The sequence below is a fragment of the Klebsiella sp. SWET4 genome, from assembly GCF_024296565.1.
Classification (GTDB): domain Bacteria; phylum Pseudomonadota; class Gammaproteobacteria; order Enterobacterales; family Enterobacteriaceae; genus Klebsiella; species Klebsiella variicola.
Window position 1 is genome coordinate 261,040 of sequence record NZ_JANCOB010000006.1, and the last position, 23,103, is coordinate 284,142.

Genomic DNA, 23,103 nt, shown 5'->3' on the forward strand with positions numbered 1-23,103 from the left:
CAGAACGGCTGAAGGCGGGTAAATCAGGCAGAGCGCTCCTGGCGCAGGGCAATAATTTCTTTGGCTAAATCCTGGCACAGCATCGCGGTCATTAAGTGATCCTGGGCGTGCACCAGAATAAGGTTAACGGTGATTTTTCCGCAGCCTTCGTCCTCACCTATCAACGCCGTTTGGATCTGATGCGCTGCCCGACAGGCCGCTTCCGAGCTGGCCATCAAATCCGCTGCCCGCTCCCATTCCCGCTGCCGGGAGGCGGCAATCGCCTCCATGGCGTCTGAGCGCGCCTGACCGGCATAAATCAGCAACTCCATGACCGTACTTTCATCTGCAAACATCGCCATCCTCCTGATCCGTCGCCGCCGCGGTATTGACCTTGTTGGCGGCAATCACAAACGGTAAGTAAATCAATGTTGAAACCGCGAGACACAAAATGCCGACAAACAGCGCCAGCCAGTTGCCGCCAGTGCCAAAGAAGGCGATAAGCGGCCCGGGCGTGGTCCAGGGTACGGCGTAAGCAATCGGCGGAATAAACTCCATGCTAATAAAGAAATAACCGATCAGTGAATTCACAAATGGCACCAGAATAAACGGGATCACCAGGATAGGGTTAAGCACAATCGGCAGGCCAAACATCACCGGTTCATTGATGTTAAACAGGCCCGGCACGAAGGCCATTTTTGCCAGGTCACGGTAGTCTTTGCGCCGGGAGGCAATAAAGATGGCCAGTAACAGGCCCAGCGTCATACCCGACCCGCCGCAGTTGGCAAACGCATCGTTGATGCCAGTCCATGTGATGGGGTACGGCGCTCCCCAGGTGCTGCCATGCGAGGCGGCATAGGAGAGATTTTCGAGGTTGGCTTCCGAGAAGATGGTCTCGCGGATGGCGGCCACGGTGTTCGGCCCATGGATCCCCAGCACCCACAGGAAATTCGCCACCAGCCCCAGCACCAGAACCGTCACGATGTTGGTCCCCATATCCTTCAGCGGGGCCTGAATAAGGGTATAGATCAGATCGTTAAGACCGTTAGGCGAAATACGCGTCAACAGATAGTTGAGGATCGAAAAGAAGATCATCACGAAGAAAATCGGCAACAACACCTTAAAGGAACGCGCCACCGCCGGCGGCACCGCAGCCGGCATCGTGATGGTCACCCTTGGGTTGCGCGCCAGGCGGCAAAAGACTTCACTGGAAATCAGCGCGACGATAATCGCCACAAACAACCCCTGCGGGCCAAGATATTTGGTCGCCAGATAGGCCTGGCCATCGATGATGGTATAAGGCGTGTACACCACAAAAAAGGCGCCGATCGCCGTCAGGCCGCACAGGAGATCGTCCTGCTGATAGCTGATCGCCATATTGCGCGCCACCAGAAAGGTGATCAATATCGCCATAATATTGACCGAACCGTTCATTACCGGGGTGAAAATCTGCTGCGCCTCCGCGAGGTGGGGGAATATCGCCCCTAAATGCAGAATACTGGCGATAAATCCGTCAGGCGACAAAATAGCAAAGTTTATAAGAATAATCAGCGAACTGGCCATGACGATGGGAAACGAAAGAATAAACGCATCGCGAATCGCTGAAACGTGGATCTGAGAATTTAACTTAATCGCGACAGGCACGAGGATTTTTTCCATGCCGCGCTCAAAGGTATCCATGAAACTCATGACGAACCCTTATTCATAATAATTTATTAACGTCATCGTGTTTTTTAGCCGCAGCAGCCCAGGGCAGCAACGAAAGTACCCACACGATAACGGGGATAAATGAGAAAACTATTGGTTTGCCAATAATGCCAGCGCACTTTCCAGAACAGCTTTACCGTCCATTTGCCCATAATATTTCATATCAATCACCGCCACGGGTATTTTTCCCTGAGCCACCTCTTCTATTTCCTTTTTTTGAAAGCGGACCTGTGGTCCCAAAAGGACGACATCTACTTCATTGTTCTTAATTTTTTCTTTAGCTTCAGAAATGGCCAGCGCATTGATATTAACCTGAGCCTTAATATTTTCAGCCTGCTCCTGCATGCGTTTCACCAGCATACTGGTCGACATTCCCGCCGCACATACTAATAATATATTTTGCATTACCCCTTCCTGTTTTATTTATGACCTCAATTGACGAGCACTTTAATAATTGTTAATTTTCTTAACCGCGGTTTTGATCACAGTTAGCCATACCAAAGTGGTGCAGAAGCAAAGCAAAAAATGAACGTCTTGCCCTGTATTTAACAACATACGTTAGCAAACCCATGTTTCCAAAGGGATTGTGGAGGTTCAAAAGTGGTTTACAAAAATATCGTCAATTTGCTTAAAAACAAAATTAATAGCCCGTTTTACAACATTGGCGATCTTCTGCCGGCCGAAAAAGAGTTGGCAGAACTTTATGATGTTTCACGCAATACGTTACGTAAGGCGCTGAAAACCCTGGAAGAGGATGGTTTAATCGAACGCCGACATGGCTCAGGTACATGGATTAGAAATAAGCATTTCCAGGCGTCGGTGACACACTTAGACAGTTTTACCGAAATTGCCCGTAATCAGGGGAAAACGCCCTCCAGCCAGATCCTCAAATTCGAGTTACAGCCAGCGTCGGAGGAAATTGCCCGTGGACTGCAATTGCAGCATGGCGAAGCGGTATATTATGCTAAGAGATTACGTTTTATCGATAATATTGCCATGCAATTAGAAGAAACCTGGCTCTCCGCGACCCGTTTTCCCGATCTGACCATCGCGCATATGAAGAAATCGAAGTTTTCATATATAGAAAACGAATGTGGAGTAAGAATAAATGGATGTTACGAATCAATAGTGCCGGTGCTCCCAACGCCTGAGCTGGCAACCCTCCTGCATATCAGCGCTAAAGATCCGATTATCCGCATGCAGACGCAGGCGATTGATGAACACCACCAGCCTATCGATTATTCCATTCTGTATACCAATATGTTTGAATTCCAGGTGAAGTATTATCTGCCGCGACAGACGGCGTCCGGTCTGCCCGCAAGCAAGACCGGACAATAACTTAACCCTGGCGGCGAAAAGAGACGAGGGTGACGAGGATCCCCAGCGCCGCACAGAGGGCGCCGGCAAGGAACACCGACGAGTAGCCCAGCGAGGTCGCCAGCAGGCCGGTCAGCGGCCCGGTCAGGCCATAGGAGATGTCCTGAAAGGCCGCATAGCCGCCGAGCGCGGTGCCGCGCACCTGCGCCGGGACGCGCTTCACCACCTCCACGCCGAGCGACGGGAAAATCAGTGAGCAACCGCATCCGGTTAGCGCCGCACCGGCCAGCGCCAGCCAGGCATTCGGCGCCAGCCCCAGCAGGGTCAGACCAACCGCCTCTATCATCAGCGAAACCATCGCCACCCTGACGCCGCCAAACCGGTCCGGCATCCAGCCAAACAGAATACGCATCACGACGAAGGCGCCGCCAAACGCCGTCAGGGTAAAGCCGGCCATCGGCCAGCTATGGCTGGCGAAATAGAGGGAAACGAAGGTGCCGATCACCGCAAAACCAACGCCCTGCAGGCCCAGGCCAATGCCTGGCCGCCAGATCATGCCGATGACGCTCCATAATGAAGGCCGCTCGCCACCGTGAGCCGCCACTTTGCGCACGGTACCGTTAATAAGCCAGGCAACGAGCGGTAATCCCATGGTGACGCAGGCCAGCACCGCCACGCCGAAATGGCTATAGATCAATAATCCCAGCGGGGCGCCCACCGCCAGCGAACCGTACATCGCCATGCCATTCCATGACATCACTTTGCCGGAGCGGGCCGGCCCCACCAGCCCCATCCCCCAGCTCAGGTTACCGGTCAGCAGCTGGCTTTCGCCAAACCCGAGGATCAGGCGGCCCAGCAGCAGCAGGCCAAGCCTGGCGAGCACCGGCAACGGCAACAGCGCAGCGGCCAGCCATGCCGCGCCCGCAAGGGCGCAGGCCAGCATCCCTTGCAGGACGGAGCGTTTAGCGCCGTACTGGTCTGCCAGGCGCCCGGCGTAGCCGCGGGTCAGAACGGTGGCGAGGAACTGGATCCCTACCGCCACGCCAACCACGGTGTTGCCAAATCCCAGCTCCTGATGGACAAAGAGCGGGATCACCGGCAGCGGCAAACCAACAGTCATATAGGTCAAAAAGACGGCAAACGTAATACGGAAAAGCGAAAAATTCGCCGAAGAATGGGATGTTGTTTCAGTAACTGCGGACATGCATTACTCCAGATTCGCAGAGTAAGGCGAGCAAAGCGACACGCCCCCTCCACCTGATTATCAGGGTTAAGGCGCGTTGGTTGACGTTAAACGCTTACGCATTAGTGGAGAGACTAATGGATCCGCCAGCAGTGTGCCTGCTGGCCCTTACCCTGTCAAGATAACGAAAAAGGGGAGCCGGTGGCTCCCCTCTGCACTTCGCATGCTGATTAGGCGTTGTATTTACGCATCACCAGCGTGGCGTTGGTGCCGCCGAAGCCGAAGCTGTTGGACATCACGGTGGTCAGCTTAGCGTCAGTCGGTTTGGTGACGATGTTCAGGCCGGCAGCCTGCTCGTCCAGCTCTTCGACGTTAATGCTCGGCGCGATAAAGCCGTGCTCCAGCATCAGCAGGGAGTAGATGGCTTCCTGTACGCCCGCCGCGCCCAGCGAGTGGCCGGTCATCGCTTTGGTTGCCGAGATAGCCGGGCTGTTGTCGCCGAACACTTCGCGGATGGCGCCCAGCTCTTTCACGTCGCCGACCGGAGTAGACGTACCGTGGGAGTTCAGGTAATCGATCGGCGTATCAACACCGTGCATCGCCATCTGCATGCAGCGCACTGCGCCTTCACCAGACGGGGCGACCATGTCCGCGCCATCGGAAGTTGCGCCGTAACCGACGATTTCGGCATAGATGTGCGCGCCACGCGCCAGGGCGTGTTCCAGTTCTTCCACCACGACCATACCGCCGCCGCCGGCGATAACGAAGCCATCACGGTTCGCATCATAAGTACGGGACGCTTTTTCCGGGGTGTCGTTGTATTTGGTGGACAGTGCGCCCATGGCGTCGAACTCGCAGGCCATTTCCCAGCACAGCTCTTCGCCGCCGCCGGCAAAGACGATGTCCTGTTTGCCCAGCTGGATCTGCTCTACCGCGTTACCAATACAATGGGCGGAAGTGGCGCAGGCCGAGCTGATGGAGTAGTTAACGCCGTGGATTTTGAACGGCGTAGCGAGGCAGGCGGAAACGCCGGAAGCCATCGCTTTCGTGACTACATACGGGCCCACGGCTTTCAGACCACGCGGGCTACGCATGGCATCAGCGCCGAAGACCTGGAATTTCGGGGAGCCGCCGCCGGAGCCTGCGATCAGGCCAACACGCGGGTTGCTCTGGTATGCTTCCGGCGCCAGACCTGCGTCGGCAACGGCCTGTTCCATGGACAGGTAAGCATAGATAGAAGCGTCGCTCATAAAGCGCACTACTTTGCGGTCAATGAGGCCAGTGGTATCCAGTTTGACGTTGCCCCATACGTGGCTGCGCATCCCTGAATCTTTAAGCTCCTGAGAGAAAGTGATCCCTGAACGTCCTTCACGCAGAGATGCCAGGACTTCCTGCTGGTTATTACCGATGCTGGAAACGATGCCCAAGCCAGTAATCACTGCACGTTTCATTAAATACCTCTGTAAGTCGCACTATTTTAAGTTTCGTGTCGCACAATAGCGTACACTTGTACGCCGAACAAGTCCGATCAGACATTTTGTGTATAAATTTGCGCCCTCAGGCACACATCGTTAAGATCGTGCTACGCCTTGTGATTCGAGTAACTTACGTGAAACAAAACGCCATACAACCCGCCAACCTGGAATTCAACGCTGAGGGTACACCTGTTTCCCGAGATTTCGACGATGTTTACTTTTCCAATGACAACGGTCTGGAAGAGACTCGCTACGTTTTTCTCGGTGGAAATCGCCTGCCGGAGCGTTTCGCCAGCCACCCTCGCCCGCTGATGATCGTCGCGGAGAGCGGCTTCGGTACCGGGCTCAATTTCCTCACCCTGTGGCAGGCGTTTGACGTTTTTGTTCGTGATAACCCGGACGTTACCCTGCAAAGGTTACATTTCATCAGTTTTGAAAAATATCCGCTGAAGGCTGAGGATCTCCGCCTGGCGCACCAGCGCTGGCCAGAGCTGGCTCCGTGGGCGCACCAGCTGCAGGCGCAATGGCCGTCGGCCTTCGGCGGATGCCATCGTCTGCTGCTCGACGGCGGGCGGGTGACGCTCGATTTGTGGTTTGGCGATATCAATGAGCTGACCAGGGAGCTGGATGATTCGCTGAACCAGCAGGTGGACGCCTGGTTTCTTGACGGCTTTGCCCCGGCCAAAAATCCCGACATGTGGACCCAGGATCTGTTCAATGCCATGGCACGTCTGGCGCGGCCCGGCGGGACGCTGGCCACCTTTACCTCCGCAGGGTTTGTCCGCCGCGGCCTGCAGGAGGCCGGCTTTACCATGCGTAAAAGCAAAGGCTTCGGCCGCAAGCGGGAGATGCTGACCGGCGAGATGGCGCAAACGCTGAGCTTTCCTGCGCGCGTCCCCTGGTTCGCTCGCAGTAGCAGCGATGCCCGCGAGGTAGCCATCATCGGCGGCGGGATCGCCAGCGCCCTGCTCTCCCTCGCGCTGCTGCGCCGCGGCTGGCAGGTGACCCTCTACTGCGCCGACGACGCCCCGGCGCAGGGCGCCTCCGGCAATCGCCAGGGTGCGCTGTATCCGCTGTTAAGCCAGCACGATCCGGCGCTGGCGCGCTTTTTCCCGGCAGCCTTTACCTTCGCCCGCCGAATGTATGACGCGCTGCCGGTGATGTTCGATCATCAATGGTGCGGTGTCACCCAGCTCGGCTGGGATGAAAAAAGCGCGCACAAAATCGCCCAGATGCTGGCGCTGAATTTACCCCCGGACATCGCCTGCGCGGTGACGGCGGAACAGGTTGTCGGGTTGACCGGCGTCGATACCGGCTGCGGCGGCATCACTTATCCGGCCGGCGGCTGGCTGTGCCCGCAGCAGCTCACCGCCGAATTGCTGGCGCTGGCGGCCACTCGCGGACTGCACGTGCACTATGGTTATCACGTTGAAACGCTCAGCGCGGAGGGCGATGGCTGGCTGCTCAATCAGCAGCGCAATCATCAGGCGGTGGTGCTGGCGAACGGCCACAGCATCGCGGATTTTGCGCAAACCGCGCAGCTGCCGGTCTACCCTGTTGGCGGCCAGGTCAGTCATATACCTACCACCCCGCGGCTTTCCGCCCTGCGCCAGGTGCTGTGCTACGATGGCTACCTGACGCCGCATAATCCGCAAAATCAGCAGCACTGTATTGGCGCCAGCTACCATCGCGGGAAGACCGACACCACCTTCAGCGAGGAAGATCAGCAGCACAACCGGCAACGGTTGATCGACTGTTTCCCGAACGCGGAGTGGACGCTGGACGTGGATATCAGCGCCAATGCCGCCCGCTGCGGCGTGCGCTGCGCCACCCGCGATCACCTGCCAATGGTCGGCAACGTGCCAGACTATGAGGCAACATTGACGCAATACGCCAGCCTCCACGAACAGCAGGATCACGCCGGTCGCGCGCCGGTCTGTCACAACCTGTTTATGCTTGGGGCGCTCGGATCGCGCGGACTTTGCACCGCGCCGTTAAGCGCTGAGCTGCTGGCGGCGCAGATGAGCGGTGAACCGCTGCCGCTGGATAGCGATACTCTGGCGGCGCTGAATCCGAATCGGCTGTGGGTGAGAAAACTGCTGAAGGGAAAAGCGGTGAAATAAAACCACGAGGGCAGGCAATTTCCCGGGTACGGCTGACGCCTGACCCGGGCTACAATATGGCTCAGGCCTGATTTTTCGCCTGTTGATACAGGTTATGCCACATCCCCTGCACCAGAATTTGGTCCGGCGGCGACAGTTCGCCAGCGCTGATGGCCTTCTCCAGGCTCTGGCTGACCTTACTGTTTACCGCTTCAGCAGAATGCTCGCCCTCACCTTCCAGCTCAGCCACCGCCAGCGTCAGGTGGCCGCGCAGATAACCGCCGGCAAACAATTCATCATCACTGGCGTGGTCTACCATGTTGTCAATCAGCGCCAGAATGCGTGATTCAAACTCCGCGATCATCATCTTACCTCTTGTCATGTAATGTGTGGCCTTAGTGCAGGTCTTCCGGCCACGGAAAGTGTTCCGCCGTCAATGTCGGCGTTTGATAATAATGTTGCAATGCGCGAATAAAACGCGCCGGACGTTCGGGGATCCCTTGTTCAAGCAAAGTCATTACCCGAGCATGAACCCGGCGCTGGAAGGCGATGCGATCGGGCTCAACGTCTCCTTCCAGATTGTCACAGCTGACGTTAAACGGAAATCCCGCCGCCACGCAGAACAGCCACTCATAGGCCTGCGGTTTCACCTCGACGTCCTCAAACTGGCTTTGAGTCATCGCATCGCGGCCATCCGGGCAGTACCAGTAGCCAAAATCGACTCGTTCGCGGCGCGCTTTGCCGGCGACACACCAGTGAGAAATCTCGTGCAGGGCGCTGGCAAAAAACCCGTGCGCAAACACGATACGGTGATAGGGCGTGTCGTCATCGGCCGGAAGGTAGATCGGCTCATCGTCGCCTTTTACCAGGCGAGTATTAAATTCTTCGGCAAAGCAACTGTCGAAAAGGTCAATCAGTTGCTGATAATGGTGTTGCTGTTGCATTAATGAATTCCCAACCACTGCAAAATCTCAGCCCCGTGGCTGTCATAGAGAAGCTTCGCGCTCATCACCGCCGAGACGATAACGATCATCGGCCGGATCAGCGACTGCCCTTTACTCAGCACCAGCCGGGAGCCGGCGCGAGCGCCAATAAACTGGCCGGCCATCATCACAAAGCCGGTGGCCCAGATGACCTTCCCGCCGATGATAAACAGCAGCAGACCGCCGACGTTTGAGGTCGCGTTCAGCAGCTTGGCATGGGCCGTCGACTTCGCCAGGTTAAATCCGGCCAGGGTGACAAAAGCCAGTGCATAAAACGAACCGGCGCCGGGGCCAAAAAAGCCGTCGTAGAATCCTACGCTGCCGCCAGCAACCAGCGCAAACGGCAGACCGTACAGCCGACGCTGCCGGTCCGCTTCGCCCAGTTTCGGCATCAGCAGAAAATAGAGACCGATGCCGATCACCAGCAACGGCAGGATCTGCTTAAGAATATCGGACTGGACGTGCTGGACCAGCAGCGCACCAGCGGTTGAGCCGATAAAGGTCATCAGAATATTCAGCTTCTGATCGGCGAGGCTGACCACCTTACGGCGGACAAAATAGAGGGTCGCCGATAGCGACCCGCCGCAGGCCTGCAGCTTATTGGTCGCCAGCGCCTGCGCTGGCGGCATGCCGGCCGCCATCAGTGCAGGGACAGTCAATAAGCCCCCGCCTCCGGCCAGTGAGTCAATAAAACCGGCCAGGATGGCGACAAAGAAGAGTACCACCAGCACCAACGGCGATACGGCAAACAACTCGATAAAACTATCCATTACAGCACATGCTCATCCAGTAGCGCCTGGCAGGAAGGCGGCAGCGGCGGCGGCGTCTTCTTCACAGGGGGGGTAGACCCGGGTTTAGGTGGTTCGAACCAGCTCTGCAGCTCCGCTCCGCAGCCATCGCCGGGCGGCGGTGGCGCCTGATCCTCGCACTCCAGACTTCCCGCCGGGCAACGCAGTCGGACGTGCATATGAGCGCGATGCTGGAACCAGGGACGGACTTTACGCAGCCACTGGCGGTCGCTGCCCGCGTCCAGGCACAGTTGCTGTTTAATCGCCGGGTTGACGAAAATACGGGTGACCTCGCTATCTTCCGCCGCCAGCTTGATCAGTTGGCTGATTTGCGGGCTCCACAGCGACGGCACCACATGCTTGCCGTCGCTGGCGACCAGATCCAGCGCCTGCGGCTTCAACAACTGAGACGATGTCCAGCGCGTTTGCGGCAGCTGGAGGAAAATATCGACATCCAGGCCCGTCTGGTGACTGGCGTGACCGCCGTTAAAGCGCCCGCCCGCCGGCATCCCCATGTCGCCAATCAGCACGGTTCCCATTCCTTTATTGTGCACCTGATTACTCAGGCGCTGAATAAACTGAACCAGATCCGGATGACCGAAGTAGCGACGCTGATCGGTACGCATCACCTGATAGCCGGTGGCGCTCAGAGGGAGCGCCTCGGCGCCCACGATACAGCCATTGGAAAATGCGCCGATTGACTGGGCACTGCCGCCGATCGGCTGGGATATTTTCTGCCATGGCGTCGCGGCCAGGCTACCGGCGCTGGCCAGCAGCGCGAGCAGTGCGATAACGGTGTTTTTCATGGTTACCAGCGTGGAATTGTCGTCGTCACATCGCCATTCTGCGCGCGCTGACGCATAAAGTGATCCATCAGGACGATCGCCAGCATCGCCTCAGCGATCGGTACGGCGCGAATGCCGACGCACGGATCGTGACGCCCTTTGGTGATCATCTCCACTTCTTCGCCAAAGCGGTTAATCGTATGACCGGGAACGGTAATACTGGAGGTAGGCTTCAGCGCGATGTTGGCAACGATCTGCTGGCCGCTGCTGATGCCGCCAAGAATACCGCCGGCGTGGTTGCTCTGGAATCCGTCTTTGGTGATTTCATCGCGGTTTTCGCTGCCGCGCAGCTTCACCACTTCAAAGCCGTCGCCAATTTCCACCCCTTTCACGGCGTTGATGCTCATCAGCGCGTGGGCGATATCGGCATCCAGGCGATCGAAGACCGGCTCGCCGAGGCCCGGCGGTACGCCGTCAGCCACCACCGTCACTTTCGCGCCAATGGAGTCACCCTCTTTTTTCAGGCCGCGCATCAGTTCATCCAGGGCGTCGATTTTATCCGGGTCCGGGCAGAAGAACGGGTTCTGCTCGACCTGATCCCAGTCTTTGATGGCCAGCGGAATATCGCCCATCTGCGTCAGGCAGCCGCGAATGACGATGCCGAACTTCGCGGCAAGGTATTTTTTGGCAATCGCCCCGGCCGCTACGCGCATCGCGGTTTCGCGCGCAGAAGAACGACCGCCGCCGCGATAGTCGCGCAGACCATACTTTTGCTCGTAGGTGTAATCTGCGTGGCCCGGACGGAACAGATCTTTGATTGCGCCGTAATCCTGCGAACGCTGATCGGTGTTCTCAATCAGCAGGCCGATACTGGTCCCGGTAGTAACGCCTTCGAAGACGCCGGAAAGAATTTTGACCTGATCCGGCTCGCGACGCTGCGTGGTGTAACGCGAGGTGCCCGGGCGACGACGATCGAGGTCGTGCTGCAGGTCGGCTTCGGTCAGCGGGATGCCCGGCGGCACGCCGTCGACGATGCAGCCCAGCGCCAGGCCGTGCGATTCGCCGAAGGTAGTGACGCGAAAGAGTTGTCCAATTGTATTTCCTGCCATCACGGCTCCAATCTTTTTCGTTATGTTGGCGTGTTGTTTTTTTAGTCTTTATAAATACCGAAGTGCGCGCGGGCGTCAATCAGCTGCTGTTTGGTCAGCATGAAGACACCGTCGCCGCCGTTATCAAACTCAAGCCAGGTAAACGGCACGTCCGGATATTGCTCCATCAGATGTACCATGCTGTTACCGACTTCACAAATCAGAATCCCGTCATCGCTGAGATAATCCGGCGCGTTGCCGAGGATGCGGCGCGTCAGCTTCAGGCCGTCGCTACCGGAGGCCAGACCCAGCACCGGCTCATGCTCATACTCTTCCGGCAGATCGGCCATGTCCTCTTCATCGACATACGGCGGATTGGTGACGATCAGATCGTACTGCAGCTTCGGCAGATCGCGGAACAGGTCGGAGCGGATCGGCGTCACGTGATGGATCAGGCCATGGGACTCCACGTTGTGCTCGGCGACGGCCAGCGCGTCCGGGGAGATATCCACGGCGTCGACTTCGGCTTCCGGGAAAGCATAGGCGCAGGCGATGGCGATGCAGCCGCTGCCGGTGCACATATCAAGGATATGCTGCGGCTTATGGTTAATCAGCCCGGCAAACTGATTGTTGATCAGTTCGCCAATCGGGGAGCGCGGGACCAGCACCCGCTCATCGACGTAAAACTCATGCCCGCAGAACCACGCTTTGTTGGTCAGATAGGCGACGGGAATGCGCTCGTTCACGCGGCGGATCACCCGCTCAACGATGCGGTGTTTCTCGCTGGAGGTCAGACGCGCAGTCCGCATATCTTCCGGGATATCCAGCGGTAGGTAGAGCGACGGCAGCACCAGCTGTACTGCCTCGTCCCACGGGTTATCAGTCCCGTGACCGTACCAGATATTAGCAGCACTGAAACGGCTTACCGCCCAGCGCAGCATGTCCTGAATGGTATGCAGCTCATTGACTGCCTCATCAACAAAAATTTTATCCACGACAACCTCCAGGGCACACTCTGCTATAAATTCGGCGGCTAGTGTGCCATGAAGACGGCGATAAATCAGCATTCTTGCGTGGGGTGACCGGGGAAAAAACAGGTTTTCCTTGCCCGAAGGGATATTGAGTCGGGTAAACTAGCGCAAAGTATTAATGAGAGTGGACAATGAAAAAGAAGACATCGCTAAGCGAGGAGGATCAGGCGCTGTTCCGTCAGTTAATGACCGGCACGCGAAAGATCAAGCAGGACACCATCGTTCACCGTCCGCAGCGCAAGAAAGTCACTGAGGTTGCTCCGAAGCGTTTGCTGCAGGAACAGGCCGATAACAGCCACTATTTCTCTGATGAGTTTCAGCCGCTACTGAATACTGAAGGCTCGACGAAATATGTCCGCGCCGACGTCAGCCATTTTGAGCTGAAAAAGCTGCGCCGTGGGGATTATTCGCCGGAACTGTTTCTCGATCTGCATGGGCTCACCCAGCAGCAGGCCAAACAGGAACTGGGCGCGCTGATTGCCGCCTGCCGCCGCGAACATGTGTTTTGCGCCTGTGTGATGCACGGGCACGGCAAACATATTCTCAAACAGCAAACCCCGCTGTGGCTGGCGCAACATCCGCATATAATGGCGTTTCACCAGGCACCAAAAGAGTACGGCGGTGACGCCGCACTGCTGGTGCTGATTGAGGTAGAGGAGTGGCAACCGCCGGAGCTGCCTTAACGGCGGGCTCCGGGGCCGTCAGATGGCGTTGGCCATCTTGAGATTGCAGGGGCTTTTCTGCCAGAGGTATTCACCCTTGCCGTCGGCGTCCAGCGTCACGCAGGCGATAGCCGAGGTGGTGAACATCGGAGGCGTTTCCCCCGGACACAGCTCTGAGACCAGGTACCCCACCAGCGGCAGGTGGGAGACGACCAGCGCCGTCGCCACGCCTTCATTCGCCAGCGCCTGCAGATAGGCGCTAACCAGGCCTACGTCGCCGCACGGCGTGAGTTCCGGCATCACGTCGACATGTTTCGGCAGGTTCATGCACTCCCCAACAATATCCAGCGTCTGTTCTGCACGCAGATAGGGACTGACAAGAACGCGCTCAATATCCACTTTTTGACCTTTCAGCCAGGTTGCCATCTGACGAGACTCATCACAACCGCATACGGTTAATGGACGAACTGAGTCGCTGGCTGCATCGAGGGCAGCGTCGCCGTGACGCATAATAAAAACTTGCATATTGCACCGCTTTTGTTAACCAGAAGCACCGTAGTTTGGCCTGCGAAGACAATACGCAGGTGAACCGGTGGCCGGGCATTGTGCCTGATCCATTCAACGAATGAAACGCTGTTTTTTACCTCAATGGCGTAAGTATAGTCAATCATTGTTTACAAAACAGCCAATCAACAGCGTCATCCGCAGCCGGATTTATCTTCTTTGACCACAACTTAGGTCAGCCGTTCATCCGCTGGCCAAAAGGTTGTCCCCTGTTCGGCCATGCGTAATAAAGTGTCACAGGGTGTAAAACGTGGGCCGTACTGGGCGGCCAGGCGCTGCAGGATCGCGGCAACTTCACCCGCGCCGATAGTATCCATATACCGGAACGGGCCGCCAAGAAATGGCGGAAAGCCTATACCAAAGACGGCGCCGATATCGCCATCGCGCGCGCTACGGATAATCTGCTCATCAAAGCAGCGCGCCGCCTCGTTAAGCATCATCATCACACAGCGTTCCGCCACCTGCTGCGCGGAGAGCCGCGACTGGGGGCGGTCGATGCCGAGCAGCGGATAGACTGCCGGGTCGGGCCGTTTTTTGCTTTTACGCCCTTTTGTCTCATAAAGATAGAAACCATGATTATTTTTTCTACCTTTGCGATCGTCCTTCAAAATCGCGTCAATGATGTTTGCAGGTGGGCTAAAACGTTCTCCAAACGCGCTCTCCAGCACGGGGATAATTTTGGTGCCGGTATCGATGCCAACCTCATCCAGTAGCTGGATTGGCCCTACCGGGAAACCGAATTTAACCAGGGCCTTATCAATCTCTTCAACCGGTTCGCCCTCCACCAGCAGGCGCATCGCTTCATTGATATAGGGCGCGAGGATGCGGTTCACATAGAAGCCCGCTTTATCCGCCACCACAATCGGCGTTTTCCCCTGACGTTTAGCCAGTTGCACCACGGTGGCGATAGCCTGCGGATCGGTTCCCTTATGCGGGATCACTTCAACCAGCGGCATTTTTTCCACCGGACTGAAGAAATGCAGGCCGATCACCCGCCCGGGGCGACGGGCCTGGGCGGCAATATCGCCTATCGGTAACGATGAGGTGTTCGACGCAAAGATGGTCTGCGGCCCGCAATATTGCTCCACTTCGCTGACCATCCGCTGCTTCAGGGCCAGGTCCTCAAATACCGCCTCGATCACCACGTCGCGATGAGCAAAGCCCTGATAGTCGGTGGCGCCGGAGATCAGCATCATCTGGCGATCGCGCTCGCTGGGGCGCAGACGACGCTGGCGGACCTGTTTATTCAGTAGATCCCAGCTGTACTTTAAGGCATGGTTAATCCCGCGCGGCTGGATATCTTTAATGCGCACCGGCAGCCCGCCCTTACAGGCGGTCACATAGGCGATCCCCCCGCCCATCAGGCCGCCGCCCAGCACCGCAATGCTTGTCAGCGGTCCGGGCTCGGCTTCGGCGCCACGGTCTTTTTTCAGATCGGTACTGGCAAAGAAGATCGATCGCAGCGCTTGCGACTGCGGGGTCATCGCCAGTTCGCCAAACGCGCGAGCTTCTTCGGCGTAACCGCTGCTGCAACCGTGGGCCAGGCCATTCTCGACAACCTGCAGAATTCGCTTCACCGCCGGATAGTTCCCCTGGGTCTTGCGCTGCGTTTGTTTGCCGACGAAATGGAATAACAGATGGCGGCCCAAAGGCCCCGCCAGCACGCGTTCGCGTACGGGCATATCCCGACTGGCCGGTCGCCCCTTCAGCGCCAGCTCCACCGCCGCCTGCAATAAAATCGCCTGCGGAACCACCTCGTCTACCAGACCGGCCTTCAGCGCCTGGCGCGCACGCAGCTGCCTGCCGGTAAGCATCATATCCAGCGCTGTACTGACGCCAATCAGCCGCGGTAAACGCTGCGTTCCCCCGGAGCCCGGCAGCAGGCCAAGCTGCACTTCCGGCAAACCGAGTCGGGTTTTTTCGTCATCGCTACAGATCCGGCCATGACAGGCCAGCGCCAGTTCCAGACCGCCGCCAAGGCAGGCGCCGTGGATGGCGGCAATCACCGGGATCGACAAGCCATGGATCTCAGCCATAATCTGCTGTCCCTGGCGCGCCAGCGCTTCCGCTTCCTGCGCGCTGCGGCAGCGGGCAATCATGTTAATGTCTGCGCCGGCGATAAAGTTATCCGCTTTGGCGGAGATAAACACCACGCCGCGCACCGACTTATCATCACGAACCCGACGTATCAGCCCCCGCACCTGATTGCCGAACTCAGCTTTCAGGGTATTCATTTTCTCACCCGGGGCATCGATGGTGATCACCGCGATCTTGTCCGCACAGACCTCAAGCTTAAAAGCGGAAACAGCATCCATTATTCAGCCTCCACGATCATCGCCGCACCCAGACCACCTGCCGCGCAGGCCGTCACCAGACCGAATCCCCCGCCCCGTCGCCGTAGCTCATGCAGCGTCTGGGTGATCATCCGCGCGCCGGTGGCAGCAAAAGGATGGCCATAAGCAATAGATCCGCCGAGGACGTTAAACTTGCTCTCATCCACCTCACCGGTGGCCTGCGAGCGTCCCAGCACTTCACGGGCAAAGCGCTCGCTTGCCAGACACTGGAGATTGGCCAGCGTCTGCGCAGCAAAAGCTTCGTGCATATCAATAAGCGTCAGATCCGCCAGCGTCAGACCTGCCCGCTCCAGCGCCAGCGGCGTGGACCATGCGGGCCCCAGCAGCATATCCTGCCAGACGTCGATGGCGGTAAAGGCATAGCTGCGCAGATAACCCAGCGGCGTCAGACCCAGCTCTTTGGCCCTGGACTCGGTCATCAGGATCACCGCCGCCGCGCCGTCCGTCAGCGGCGTGCTGTTGGCAGCGGTGACGGTGCCATGCTTGCGGTCAAAGGCAGGGCGTAACTTTTGGTAATCTGCGAGGGTTGAATTTTTACGAATATTGTTGTCCTGCTCCAGCGGCTCGCGGAAAGGGGGCGCGTAGGCCGTCATCACCTCAGCTGACAACTTTCCCTCTTCCCAGGCTTTGGCCGCCAGCTGGTGCGAACGATGCGCCAGCGCATCCTGTTGTTCCCGGGTGATGCCCCAACTTTTCGCCATCTGTTCCGCGGTATCGCCCATCCGCAAACCGGTTGAATATTCCGCCACCGCCGGGGGGACCGGCAGCAGGTCGCGCGGCCGCAGACGGGAAAACAGCTTCAGCTTTTGGCTCAGCGTGCGGGTTTTATTGGCATCCACCAGCGTGCGGGCCAGTGTTTTACTGACCCCAATGGGCAATACAGAAGAGGAGTCGGCGCCGCCGGCAATACCGGCGCGGATGGTGCCGGCCATCAGGCTTTCAGCAACATTCGCCACGGCCTGGAAGCTGGTGGCGCAGGCGCGACTGACGCTATAGGCATCGGTGTGCACGCTCATTCCAGTGCCGAGCACGATTTCCCGGGCGATATTCGGCGCTTCCGGCATCTGCACCACCTGGCCAAAAACCAGTTGCTCAATGACGTCCGCGGGAATGTCACTCCGGGCGAGCATTTCGCCAACCACCATTTTCCCTAAATCAACGGCCGGAACGCCATGAAAAACCGTCGCCTGGCGCGCAAATGGCGTGCGTAAACCCCTGACAATGGCAATGCGATCGCCCTGACGGGTGATAAGCGGTAATGCCTGACTCATAACGCTCCCCTGTTAAGCAAAACAACCAAGTGGTCTGACCTGATAACAGTCTTAACTAATTTTTTACATTAAGCCAATCGGGGAAGCGAAAAATTGCGAGCCAAAACACATTGAACAGAAAGGTAACGCCCCTTCTACGGGGCGTTAAACGGAGGGATTAACGTAATCCTAACTGGAAGATCAGCGATTCGGCTTCGCAGCTAAAAATAAAATCGATATCCAGCTGTACGCCGCCGTCAACATCGGTGAAGGTCGGGTTGATTTTGCACGGTTCAGATTGCACATTACGCGCTTTCTCGCTCAGCGCAGCGAGCGTTTGCTCCGCTTCAGCGCGGTTGGCGAACACGCGGCTGTATGAGGCGGTGCAGTCGGTGTTGTCCACAATGGTGCCAACATCCATACAGCAGCATACCGGGGTTTCATCAGCGCTACATTTACTCATCGTAGATTTCCTCTGTATAGGCACCTTCGGTGCCAGACAAATAATGTGCCTATTTTACGCCCTGCCCCCGGTGAGCCTCCAGCCGAGAATCGCCATCACCGCGTTAAGTGACAGAAATCACACTTAAAAATGATCTAAAACAAAAATCAGCTTTTCTGCCTCTTACTCCCCCCGACAATTTTGCCAGCTGGATCGCGTTTCTGTTATCACAATTGAAAAACTTCATAAACAAACTTGCAACAACTCATCTGGTCAGACCTATACTCAGCGCACTGGTCTGATTTCTCTGTTGTACCACAGACCCTACACTTCCGCGCTTCTGTTACAGCATGTAACATAGTTTAAAAAAAAATAACTCAATGAGGTTATGGGCATGAGCCAGAAAACCCGCTTTACCCAATCTGCCCTTGCAGTGGCTGTAGCACTTGTTTCCACCCAGGCCTGGTCAGCAGGCTTCCAGCTCAACGAATTCTCTTCATCAGGGCTGGGTCGGGCCTATTCCGGTGAAGGGGCTATCGCAGACGATGCAGGCAATGCCAGTCGTAACCCGGCATTAATTATGATGTTTGACCGTCCAACTATGTCGGCGGGCGCCGTTTTTGTTGACCCGGGTGTCAATGTCTCCGGCACCTCTCCCACCGGCAAGAGCCTGAATGCGGACAATATCGCCCCGACGGCGTGGGTTCCCAACTTCCACTTTGTCGCGCCGATTAACGATCAATTCGGTTGGGGGGCATCCATTACCTCCAACTACGGCCTGGCAACGGAATACAACGATGACTATGCGGCTGGCAGCATGGGCGGTAAAACCGACCTGACCACCGCGAACTTCAACCTGAGCGGCGCCTACCGTCTCGACAGCAACTGGAGCTTTGGCTTAGGTTTTGACGCGGTCTACGCCAAGGCGAAGATCGAGCGCTATGCCGGTGACCTGGGTCAGATTGTCGCTGGTTCTGGCGCACTGCCGCCGGCGCTGGCAGGCCAGGTGGCGAAGATCCCTGCCGACACGCAGATCGCCCATCTTAACGGCAACGCCTGGGGCTTTGGCTGGAATGCCGGTATCCTCTATGAGCTGGATAAGAACAACCGCTACGGTTTTACCTACCGTTCCGAGGTGAAGATCGACTTCGACGGTAACTACCGCAGCAGCCTGCCGGCGGCCTATAACCAAATCCTCGGCAACTTCGGTCTGCCAGCGGGCACTAACGGCCAGACCACTGGCGGTTCACTGACCCTTAACCTGCCGGAAATGTGGGAGCTGTCGGGCTATAACCGCGTGGCACCGCAGTGGGCGGTCCACTATAGCCTGACCTACACCAGCTGGAGTCAGTTCCAGGAGCTGAAAGCCACCGGCAGCAACGGCCAGACGCTGTTCTATAAAGAGGAAGGCTTTAAAGACGCCTACCGTCTTGCGCTGGGGACCACGTATTATTACGACGATAACTGGACCTTCCGCACCGGTATCGCTTTCGATGACAGCCCGGTGCCGGCCAACAACCGCTCCATCTCCATTCCTGACCAGGATCGCCTGTGGCTGAGCGCGGGTACCACTTACGCGTTCAACAAGGATGCGTCGGTTGACGTCGGTCTTTCCTATATGCACGGCCAGCACGTTGAAATTAAGGAAGGACCGTATACCTTCCGTTCCGAAGGGACCGCCTGGCTGTACGGCGCCAACTTCAACTACCGCTTCTGATAAGCCGCACGCAACAAAAAAGGGTGAACAACATGTTCACCCTTTTTTTATCATTCGCAGATTACTGTGAATCAATATCCTTCAGCTCATCCTGAATAGCCTGGGCATTCGGGTTGTCCGCCGGGGTCAGCTTACCGCCGTTGGCGATAAAGTCATGGCGCTGGAAATAAGCTTCACGCACCAAAATGTAAGGATCGGAAGACTGACGGAGCAGGCCGTCGGAATCCAGCAGTTGAGCACGCGTTTCAATCCCTTCGACAGCCCATTTACCAATCGACATCGGCCAGGTCAACCAGGAGAGTACCGGGTAGAGGCCATCGGCCATATCACCGCCTTCATCGCGCAGCGTAAAGCTACCGTAGAATGGCAGTTGCACATACGGACCATAGCCGACGCCATAATGGCCGAGCGTGCTGCCGAAACGATGCGGTTCAACGCGCTGCAGCTGCGGATTCGCCATGCCCGCGACATCGATCAGACCGCCCATCCCGAGGATGGTGTTCAGGAAGAAACGGGTAAAGTGCACCATACCTTTATAGGGGTCGCCCTGCAGGAAGGAGTTCACCATTACCGCCGGCTCTTCAAGGTTGCTGGTGAAGTTGCTCAAACCATTGCGCGCCGGCTGCGGGACGTAGTCACGCCATGCCACCGCCACCGGGCGAAGCACGTAAGGATCAACCACGTTAAAGTTGAAATTGAACATCGTGCGGTTAAACCCTTCTAACGGGTCTGAACGCCCCTGCGGCTGATCGCCAGAGCTGGAACTGGCACATCCCACCAGCAATGTGGCGCCAAGCGCAAGCGCCGACAGGCGATAATTCATAGGTGTCTCCCTGGTTTTTATGGCTATCGCGAGTTGCCATCCATGACGGAAAGACAACGTTTCCGCCCGTATAGATGTGAGCGATTGTAACAGCACGTTGAACGATGTCTATATCACCCAAGTTGTTGATTTGATCATAGCCTGGGAATAACGAGATCGCGGGACTCCTATTCTACCGGAGCAACAAAAATCTGACGTTACCATTTTTGCGATTTCAGAGTATGCCCAGCCAGACGGCAGGGAAAGCCGCTACGCTATATCTATATAGATTGATAGCGAGGGCCACGAAATGGATGAACTAGACAATAACAAATTAAAACCAGCGGATGACGAGCGAGAAGTCGAAAGTGAAGAAAAACAGCGCGGCGAGGAAATAGAAGTGGATGAAGATCGCCTGCCCTCGCGGGCGATGGCCATCCATGAACATATTCGCCAGGAAGGGGAAAAAGAGATGGAACGCGATGCGCTGGCCCTGTTGTGGTCAGCCATTGCGGCCGGTCTGTCGATGGGCGCCTCCCTGCTGGCAAAAGGGATTTTTCATGTCAAACTGGAGGGGATCCCGGGCGGGTTTTTACTGGAAAATCTCGGGTATACCTTCGGCTTTATTATCGTGATCATGGCCCGCCAGCAGCTGTTCACTGAAAATACGGTTACCGCCGTTCTGCCGGTGATGCACAATCCCACCCCAGGTAACATCGGTTTGCTGATGCGGTTGTGGTCGGTGGTGCTGGCTGGCAACCTCATCGGTACCGCAGTGGCCGCATGGGCCTTCAATTTTATGCCCGTCTTTGATGAACCAACTCGTCAGGCCTTTGTCAGCATCGCCGAAGATGTAATGAAAAACAGCCCGACGGAGATGTTCGCTAATGCGATTATTTCCGGATGGCTGGTCGCCACAATGGTCTGGATGTTTCCTGTCGCCGGTGCGGCCAAGATCGTGGTGATTATTCTCATGACCTGGCTTATCGCCCTGGCGGATACGACTCATATCGTGGTGGGATCGGTCGAGATCCTTTATCTGGTGTTTAACGGAAGCCTGCCCTGGAGCGACTTTATCTGGCCGTTCGCCCTGCCGACGCTGGCGGGAAATATCTGCGGCGGGACCTTCATCTTCGCGCTGCTGAGCCATGCGCAGATCCGTAACGATATGAGCAGCAAGCGAAAAGCGGAAGCCCGCGCCCAGGCCGCGGAGAAAGCCAAAAACGCCGACCGGGCATAAAAAAAGCGCCCTGAGTGGCGAGGGTTTAAGCAGTCAGACGGTATGGCTCTTACTCAGGCGGGCAAAAAACGCTATACTCGCACCGCCTTGTCCCCTTAGTTAAATGGATATAACGAGCCCCTCCTAAGGGCTAGTTGCAGGTTCGATTCCTGCAGGGGACACCATGCCCAGCCGCAATAATCTTCTCTCTCGATCGACATCCGTTGCGTTACATCGCCATTACCTGCAATCTACAATCGTCCTTCCGCCTCGCCCTTTTTCCGCTCTTATCTGGTTAAGACAGCGGTGTTTTCATGGGGTTCATTTTGCTTCCCACGCCAAGTCGGTCGCTACAGGAAATGATATCATCACTGCCAAAAGCGCTTTCACACACGTGTAACTATCCAGCCTCCTATTTTATGCAGCTTCGCTTTCTGCATATTCAAGACTCTGCAGATATTGCAATGCTATCGGGTCGGCAACATATTCAACCTGACCATGATGGCGCTCAACTTCATCAATAATCCGACTAAGCTCAACCCGAAAAAACTCCTTGCGCAGATTAACTTTATTAATGCGATAATTTTCCAAGCGATCGTGCAGCGTTATTTCCAGTGCGGGGGCATCGTCGCAGGAAATCATGGCATGGACGTCAAAATCAAAAGGTACCGCCGCTCCACTTAGCTCTTTCACTCGCTCCATAGGTTCCAGCCGTCGGGTCATACCAATTTTGAAGACATTTTCACCGAAGGAGCCGATATTCGAAATCACATACACATGTCCCTGTCTGGTGAGCTGGGCCATGGATTTGGCGCGTTCATACTGCTGATGTACTTCCTGGATTTTCTGCTCCAGCTCCAGACGCTGTCTTTCCAGCTCTTCCCGGTGTGTGCCTTCAGCGGCGAGAAGGGCTTCCTCCAATAAACGCTGCTGCTCAGCAAGGCGTTGCTCCTCTTCTTCCGCTTCGCGCTGCTGCTGCTCCAGTTCATCCTGACGCTGTTTTTCTTCCCGCATCTGACGCTTAAGCTCAGCCTGATACTCTTTTTCTCCCTGCGCTTTTTCCAGCAGGGCGACCTTATCCAGAAACTGCTGCTTTACACCTTCCCAGTCGGCGTTATCTTCAAGTTCCAGAAAGGTGATTTTCTCGCTAATGGCCGCGTAAGCGTCTCTCTCCTTCCTGAGCTGGTCGTATTTGCTTTGCCAGTTATTTACCGTGGTGCCGGAAAGTAGTGTTTTGACTTTGAATTTATACGCGGAGTCCACAATACGCTGCAATGCCCTGGAGGCTTTATTTCTGGCATTGCGAAATTCATCCCACTGACCGGCAAGCTGTTGCTTTTCCTGATACAGCTTGCAAGCCACTTCGGTACTGACGACTTCGTCAAAGGCTTTCTCTTTTTTTGCCAGGTCTGCGGCTTTTTTTCTAAAGCCGCGATAAATAATAATCCGTATTATCAGTGCAATGGCTAGCAGTAACCCAAAGAACAAACCAATAACGCCTGCCGGATTCGATACGGATTCAATGAATCGCTCATTAAGATAGATTAATGCATTTACCGCAACATAAACTCCCCAGACCATCACGCCTATAATGACCAAAATGAGAATTGCAACATTATCATCCTTTTTTCTTCGTGCCATATTTACTTCCTGTT

22 protein-coding genes and 1 tRNA gene are annotated in these 23,103 nt (G+C 56.3%); 6 read left to right on the forward strand and 17 right to left on the reverse strand.

What is annotated here, in order from left to right:
• Nucleotides 1-23 precede the first annotated feature (23 nt).
• The 3 genes from NKJ21_RS16065 to NKJ21_RS16075 all read right to left on the reverse strand — a co-directional run bounded on the left by NKJ21_RS16065 (nt 24) and on the right by NKJ21_RS16075 (nt 2,091).
• A complete protein-coding gene (locus NKJ21_RS16065; protein ID WP_016161598.1) occupies nt 24-335 on the reverse strand; it encodes a PTS lactose/cellobiose transporter subunit IIA in 312 nt (103 codons plus the stop codon).
• On the reverse strand, nt 322-1,668 hold the full coding sequence (locus tag NKJ21_RS16070) for a PTS sugar transporter subunit IIC (RefSeq protein WP_016161599.1): 1,347 nt from the start codon (nt 1,666-1,668) through the stop codon (nt 322-324). Before NKJ21_RS16070 ends, NKJ21_RS16065 begins: the two co-directional genes overlap by 14 nt.
• A 108-nt stretch (nt 1,669-1,776) precedes the next feature.
• Entirely contained in the window at nt 1,777-2,091 is a 315-nt protein-coding gene (locus NKJ21_RS16075) for a PTS sugar transporter subunit IIB (protein ID WP_008803918.1), read from the reverse strand.
• A 195-nt stretch (nt 2,092-2,286) separates the two neighbouring features.
• Here NKJ21_RS16075 and NKJ21_RS16080 point away from each other — a divergent pair, with 195 nt between their 5' ends.
• On the forward strand, nt 2,287-3,024 hold the full coding sequence (locus tag NKJ21_RS16080) for a GntR family transcriptional regulator (RefSeq protein ID WP_012540966.1): 738 nt from the start codon (nt 2,287-2,289) through the stop codon (nt 3,022-3,024).
• A gap of 1 nt (nt 3,025) precedes the next feature.
• Here NKJ21_RS16080 and NKJ21_RS16085 read toward each other — a convergent pair whose 3' ends face one another.
• Both NKJ21_RS16085 and fabB read right to left on the reverse strand, forming a co-directional pair.
• Entirely contained in the window at nt 3,026-4,207 is a 1,182-nt protein-coding gene (locus tag NKJ21_RS16085) for an MFS transporter (protein WP_012540965.1), read from the reverse strand.
• Between the two features lie 209 nt (nt 4,208-4,416).
• On the reverse strand, nt 4,417-5,637 hold the full coding sequence (gene fabB, locus NKJ21_RS16090; RefSeq protein ID WP_008803915.1) for a beta-ketoacyl-ACP synthase I: 1,221 nt from the start codon (nt 5,635-5,637) through the stop codon (nt 4,417-4,419).
• 158 nt (nt 5,638-5,795) lie between these two features.
• On the opposite strand from fabB, the gene mnmC reads away from it, so the two are divergent.
• Entirely contained in the window at nt 5,796-7,784 is a 1,989-nt protein-coding gene (gene mnmC, locus NKJ21_RS16095; protein ID WP_038422740.1) for a bifunctional tRNA (5-methylaminomethyl-2-thiouridine)(34)-methyltransferase MnmD/FAD-dependent 5-carboxymethylaminomethyl-2-thiouridine(34) oxidoreductase MnmC, read from the forward strand.
• Nucleotides 7,785-7,845: 61 nt separating this feature from the next.
• On the opposite strand, the gene NKJ21_RS16100 is transcribed toward mnmC, so the two are convergent.
• Genes NKJ21_RS16100 through prmB form a run of 6 tightly spaced genes read right to left on the reverse strand, consistent with a single transcriptional unit; the run spans nt 7,846 to nt 12,402 of the window.
• Entirely contained in the window at nt 7,846-8,127 is a 282-nt protein-coding gene (locus NKJ21_RS16100; RefSeq protein ID WP_008803913.1) for a YfcL family protein, read from the reverse strand.
• 31 nt (nt 8,128-8,158) lie between these two features.
• A complete protein-coding gene (locus NKJ21_RS16105) occupies nt 8,159-8,707 on the reverse strand; it encodes an elongation factor P hydroxylase (protein ID WP_012540963.1) in 549 nt (182 codons plus the stop codon).
• Nucleotides 8,707-9,516, reverse strand: coding sequence for a sulfite exporter TauE/SafE family protein (locus tag NKJ21_RS16110; protein ID WP_008803911.1), 810 nt, complete (start codon nt 9,514-9,516; stop codon nt 8,707-8,709). The genes NKJ21_RS16105 and NKJ21_RS16110 overlap by 1 nt, the downstream gene beginning before the upstream one ends.
• A complete protein-coding gene (gene mepA, locus NKJ21_RS16115) occupies nt 9,516-10,340 on the reverse strand; it encodes a penicillin-insensitive murein endopeptidase (RefSeq protein ID WP_008803910.1) in 825 nt (274 codons plus the stop codon). The genes NKJ21_RS16110 and mepA overlap by 1 nt, the downstream gene beginning before the upstream one ends.
• Nucleotides 10,341-10,342: 2 nt before the next feature.
• Entirely contained in the window at nt 10,343-11,428 is a 1,086-nt protein-coding gene (aroC, locus tag NKJ21_RS16120) for a chorismate synthase (protein ID WP_008803909.1), read from the reverse strand.
• A 41-nt stretch (nt 11,429-11,469) separates the two neighbouring features.
• On the reverse strand, nt 11,470-12,402 hold the full coding sequence (gene prmB / locus NKJ21_RS16125; protein ID WP_002913346.1) for a 50S ribosomal protein L3 N(5)-glutamine methyltransferase: 933 nt from the start codon (nt 12,400-12,402) through the stop codon (nt 11,470-11,472).
• A 167-nt stretch (nt 12,403-12,569) separates the two neighbouring features.
• On the opposite strand from prmB, the gene smrB reads away from it, so the two are divergent.
• Complete coding sequence (gene smrB, locus NKJ21_RS16130; protein WP_008803907.1) at nt 12,570-13,121, forward strand: endonuclease SmrB; 552 nt, start codon at nt 12,570-12,572, stop codon at nt 13,119-13,121.
• Between the two features lie 18 nt (nt 13,122-13,139).
• On the opposite strand, the gene sixA is transcribed toward smrB, so the two are convergent.
• From sixA to NKJ21_RS16150, 4 genes are all read right to left on the reverse strand, one after another.
• Nucleotides 13,140-13,625, reverse strand: a complete 486-nt coding sequence (gene sixA / locus NKJ21_RS16135; RefSeq protein ID WP_008803906.1) for a phosphohistidine phosphatase SixA — start codon at nt 13,623-13,625, stop codon at nt 13,140-13,142.
• Nucleotides 13,626-13,834: 209 nt separating this feature from the next.
• On the reverse strand, nt 13,835-15,979 hold the full coding sequence (gene fadJ / locus NKJ21_RS16140) for a fatty acid oxidation complex subunit alpha FadJ (protein WP_254732999.1): 2,145 nt from the start codon (nt 15,977-15,979) through the stop codon (nt 13,835-13,837).
• The gene (gene fadI / locus NKJ21_RS16145) at nt 15,979-17,289 is read right to left on the reverse strand and encodes an acetyl-CoA C-acyltransferase FadI (RefSeq protein WP_117123188.1); all 1,311 of its coding nucleotides are present in this window, start codon (nt 17,287-17,289) and stop codon (nt 15,979-15,981) included. Before fadI ends, fadJ begins: the two co-directional genes overlap by 1 nt.
• Before the next feature lie 157 nt (nt 17,290-17,446).
• Nucleotides 17,447-17,731 carry a YfcZ/YiiS family protein gene (locus NKJ21_RS16150; RefSeq protein ID WP_012967491.1) on the reverse strand — a complete coding sequence of 95 codons (285 nt, stop codon included), beginning with the start codon at nt 17,729-17,731 and terminating at the stop codon, nt 17,447-17,449.
• Between the two features lie 373 nt (nt 17,732-18,104).
• Here NKJ21_RS16150 and fadL point away from each other — a divergent pair, with 373 nt between their 5' ends.
• The gene (fadL, locus tag NKJ21_RS16155; RefSeq protein ID WP_012967490.1) at nt 18,105-19,427 is read left to right on the forward strand and encodes a long-chain fatty acid transporter FadL; all 1,323 of its coding nucleotides are present in this window, start codon (nt 18,105-18,107) and stop codon (nt 19,425-19,427) included.
• 61 nt (nt 19,428-19,488) lie between these two features.
• Here the strand turns inward: fadL and mlaA are convergent, their stop codons facing one another.
• Entirely contained in the window at nt 19,489-20,250 is a 762-nt protein-coding gene (mlaA, locus tag NKJ21_RS16160; protein WP_008803901.1) for a phospholipid-binding lipoprotein MlaA, read from the reverse strand.
• 289 nt (nt 20,251-20,539) lie between these two features.
• Between mlaA and NKJ21_RS16165 the strand changes: the two genes are divergently transcribed.
• Entirely contained in the window at nt 20,540-21,469 is a 930-nt protein-coding gene (locus NKJ21_RS16165; RefSeq protein WP_008803900.1) for a formate/nitrite transporter family protein, read from the forward strand.
• Nucleotides 21,470-21,558: 89 nt separating this feature from the next.
• Nucleotides 21,559-21,633: transfer RNA gene (locus NKJ21_RS16170), tRNA-Arg, on the forward strand.
• A gap of 232 nt (nt 21,634-21,865) precedes the next feature.
• Here the strand turns inward: NKJ21_RS16170 and NKJ21_RS16175 are convergent.
• Entirely contained in the window at nt 21,866-23,089 is a 1,224-nt protein-coding gene (locus tag NKJ21_RS16175) for a GIY-YIG nuclease family protein (RefSeq protein WP_254733001.1), read from the reverse strand.
• Between the last annotated feature and the right edge of the window lie 14 nt (nt 23,090-23,103).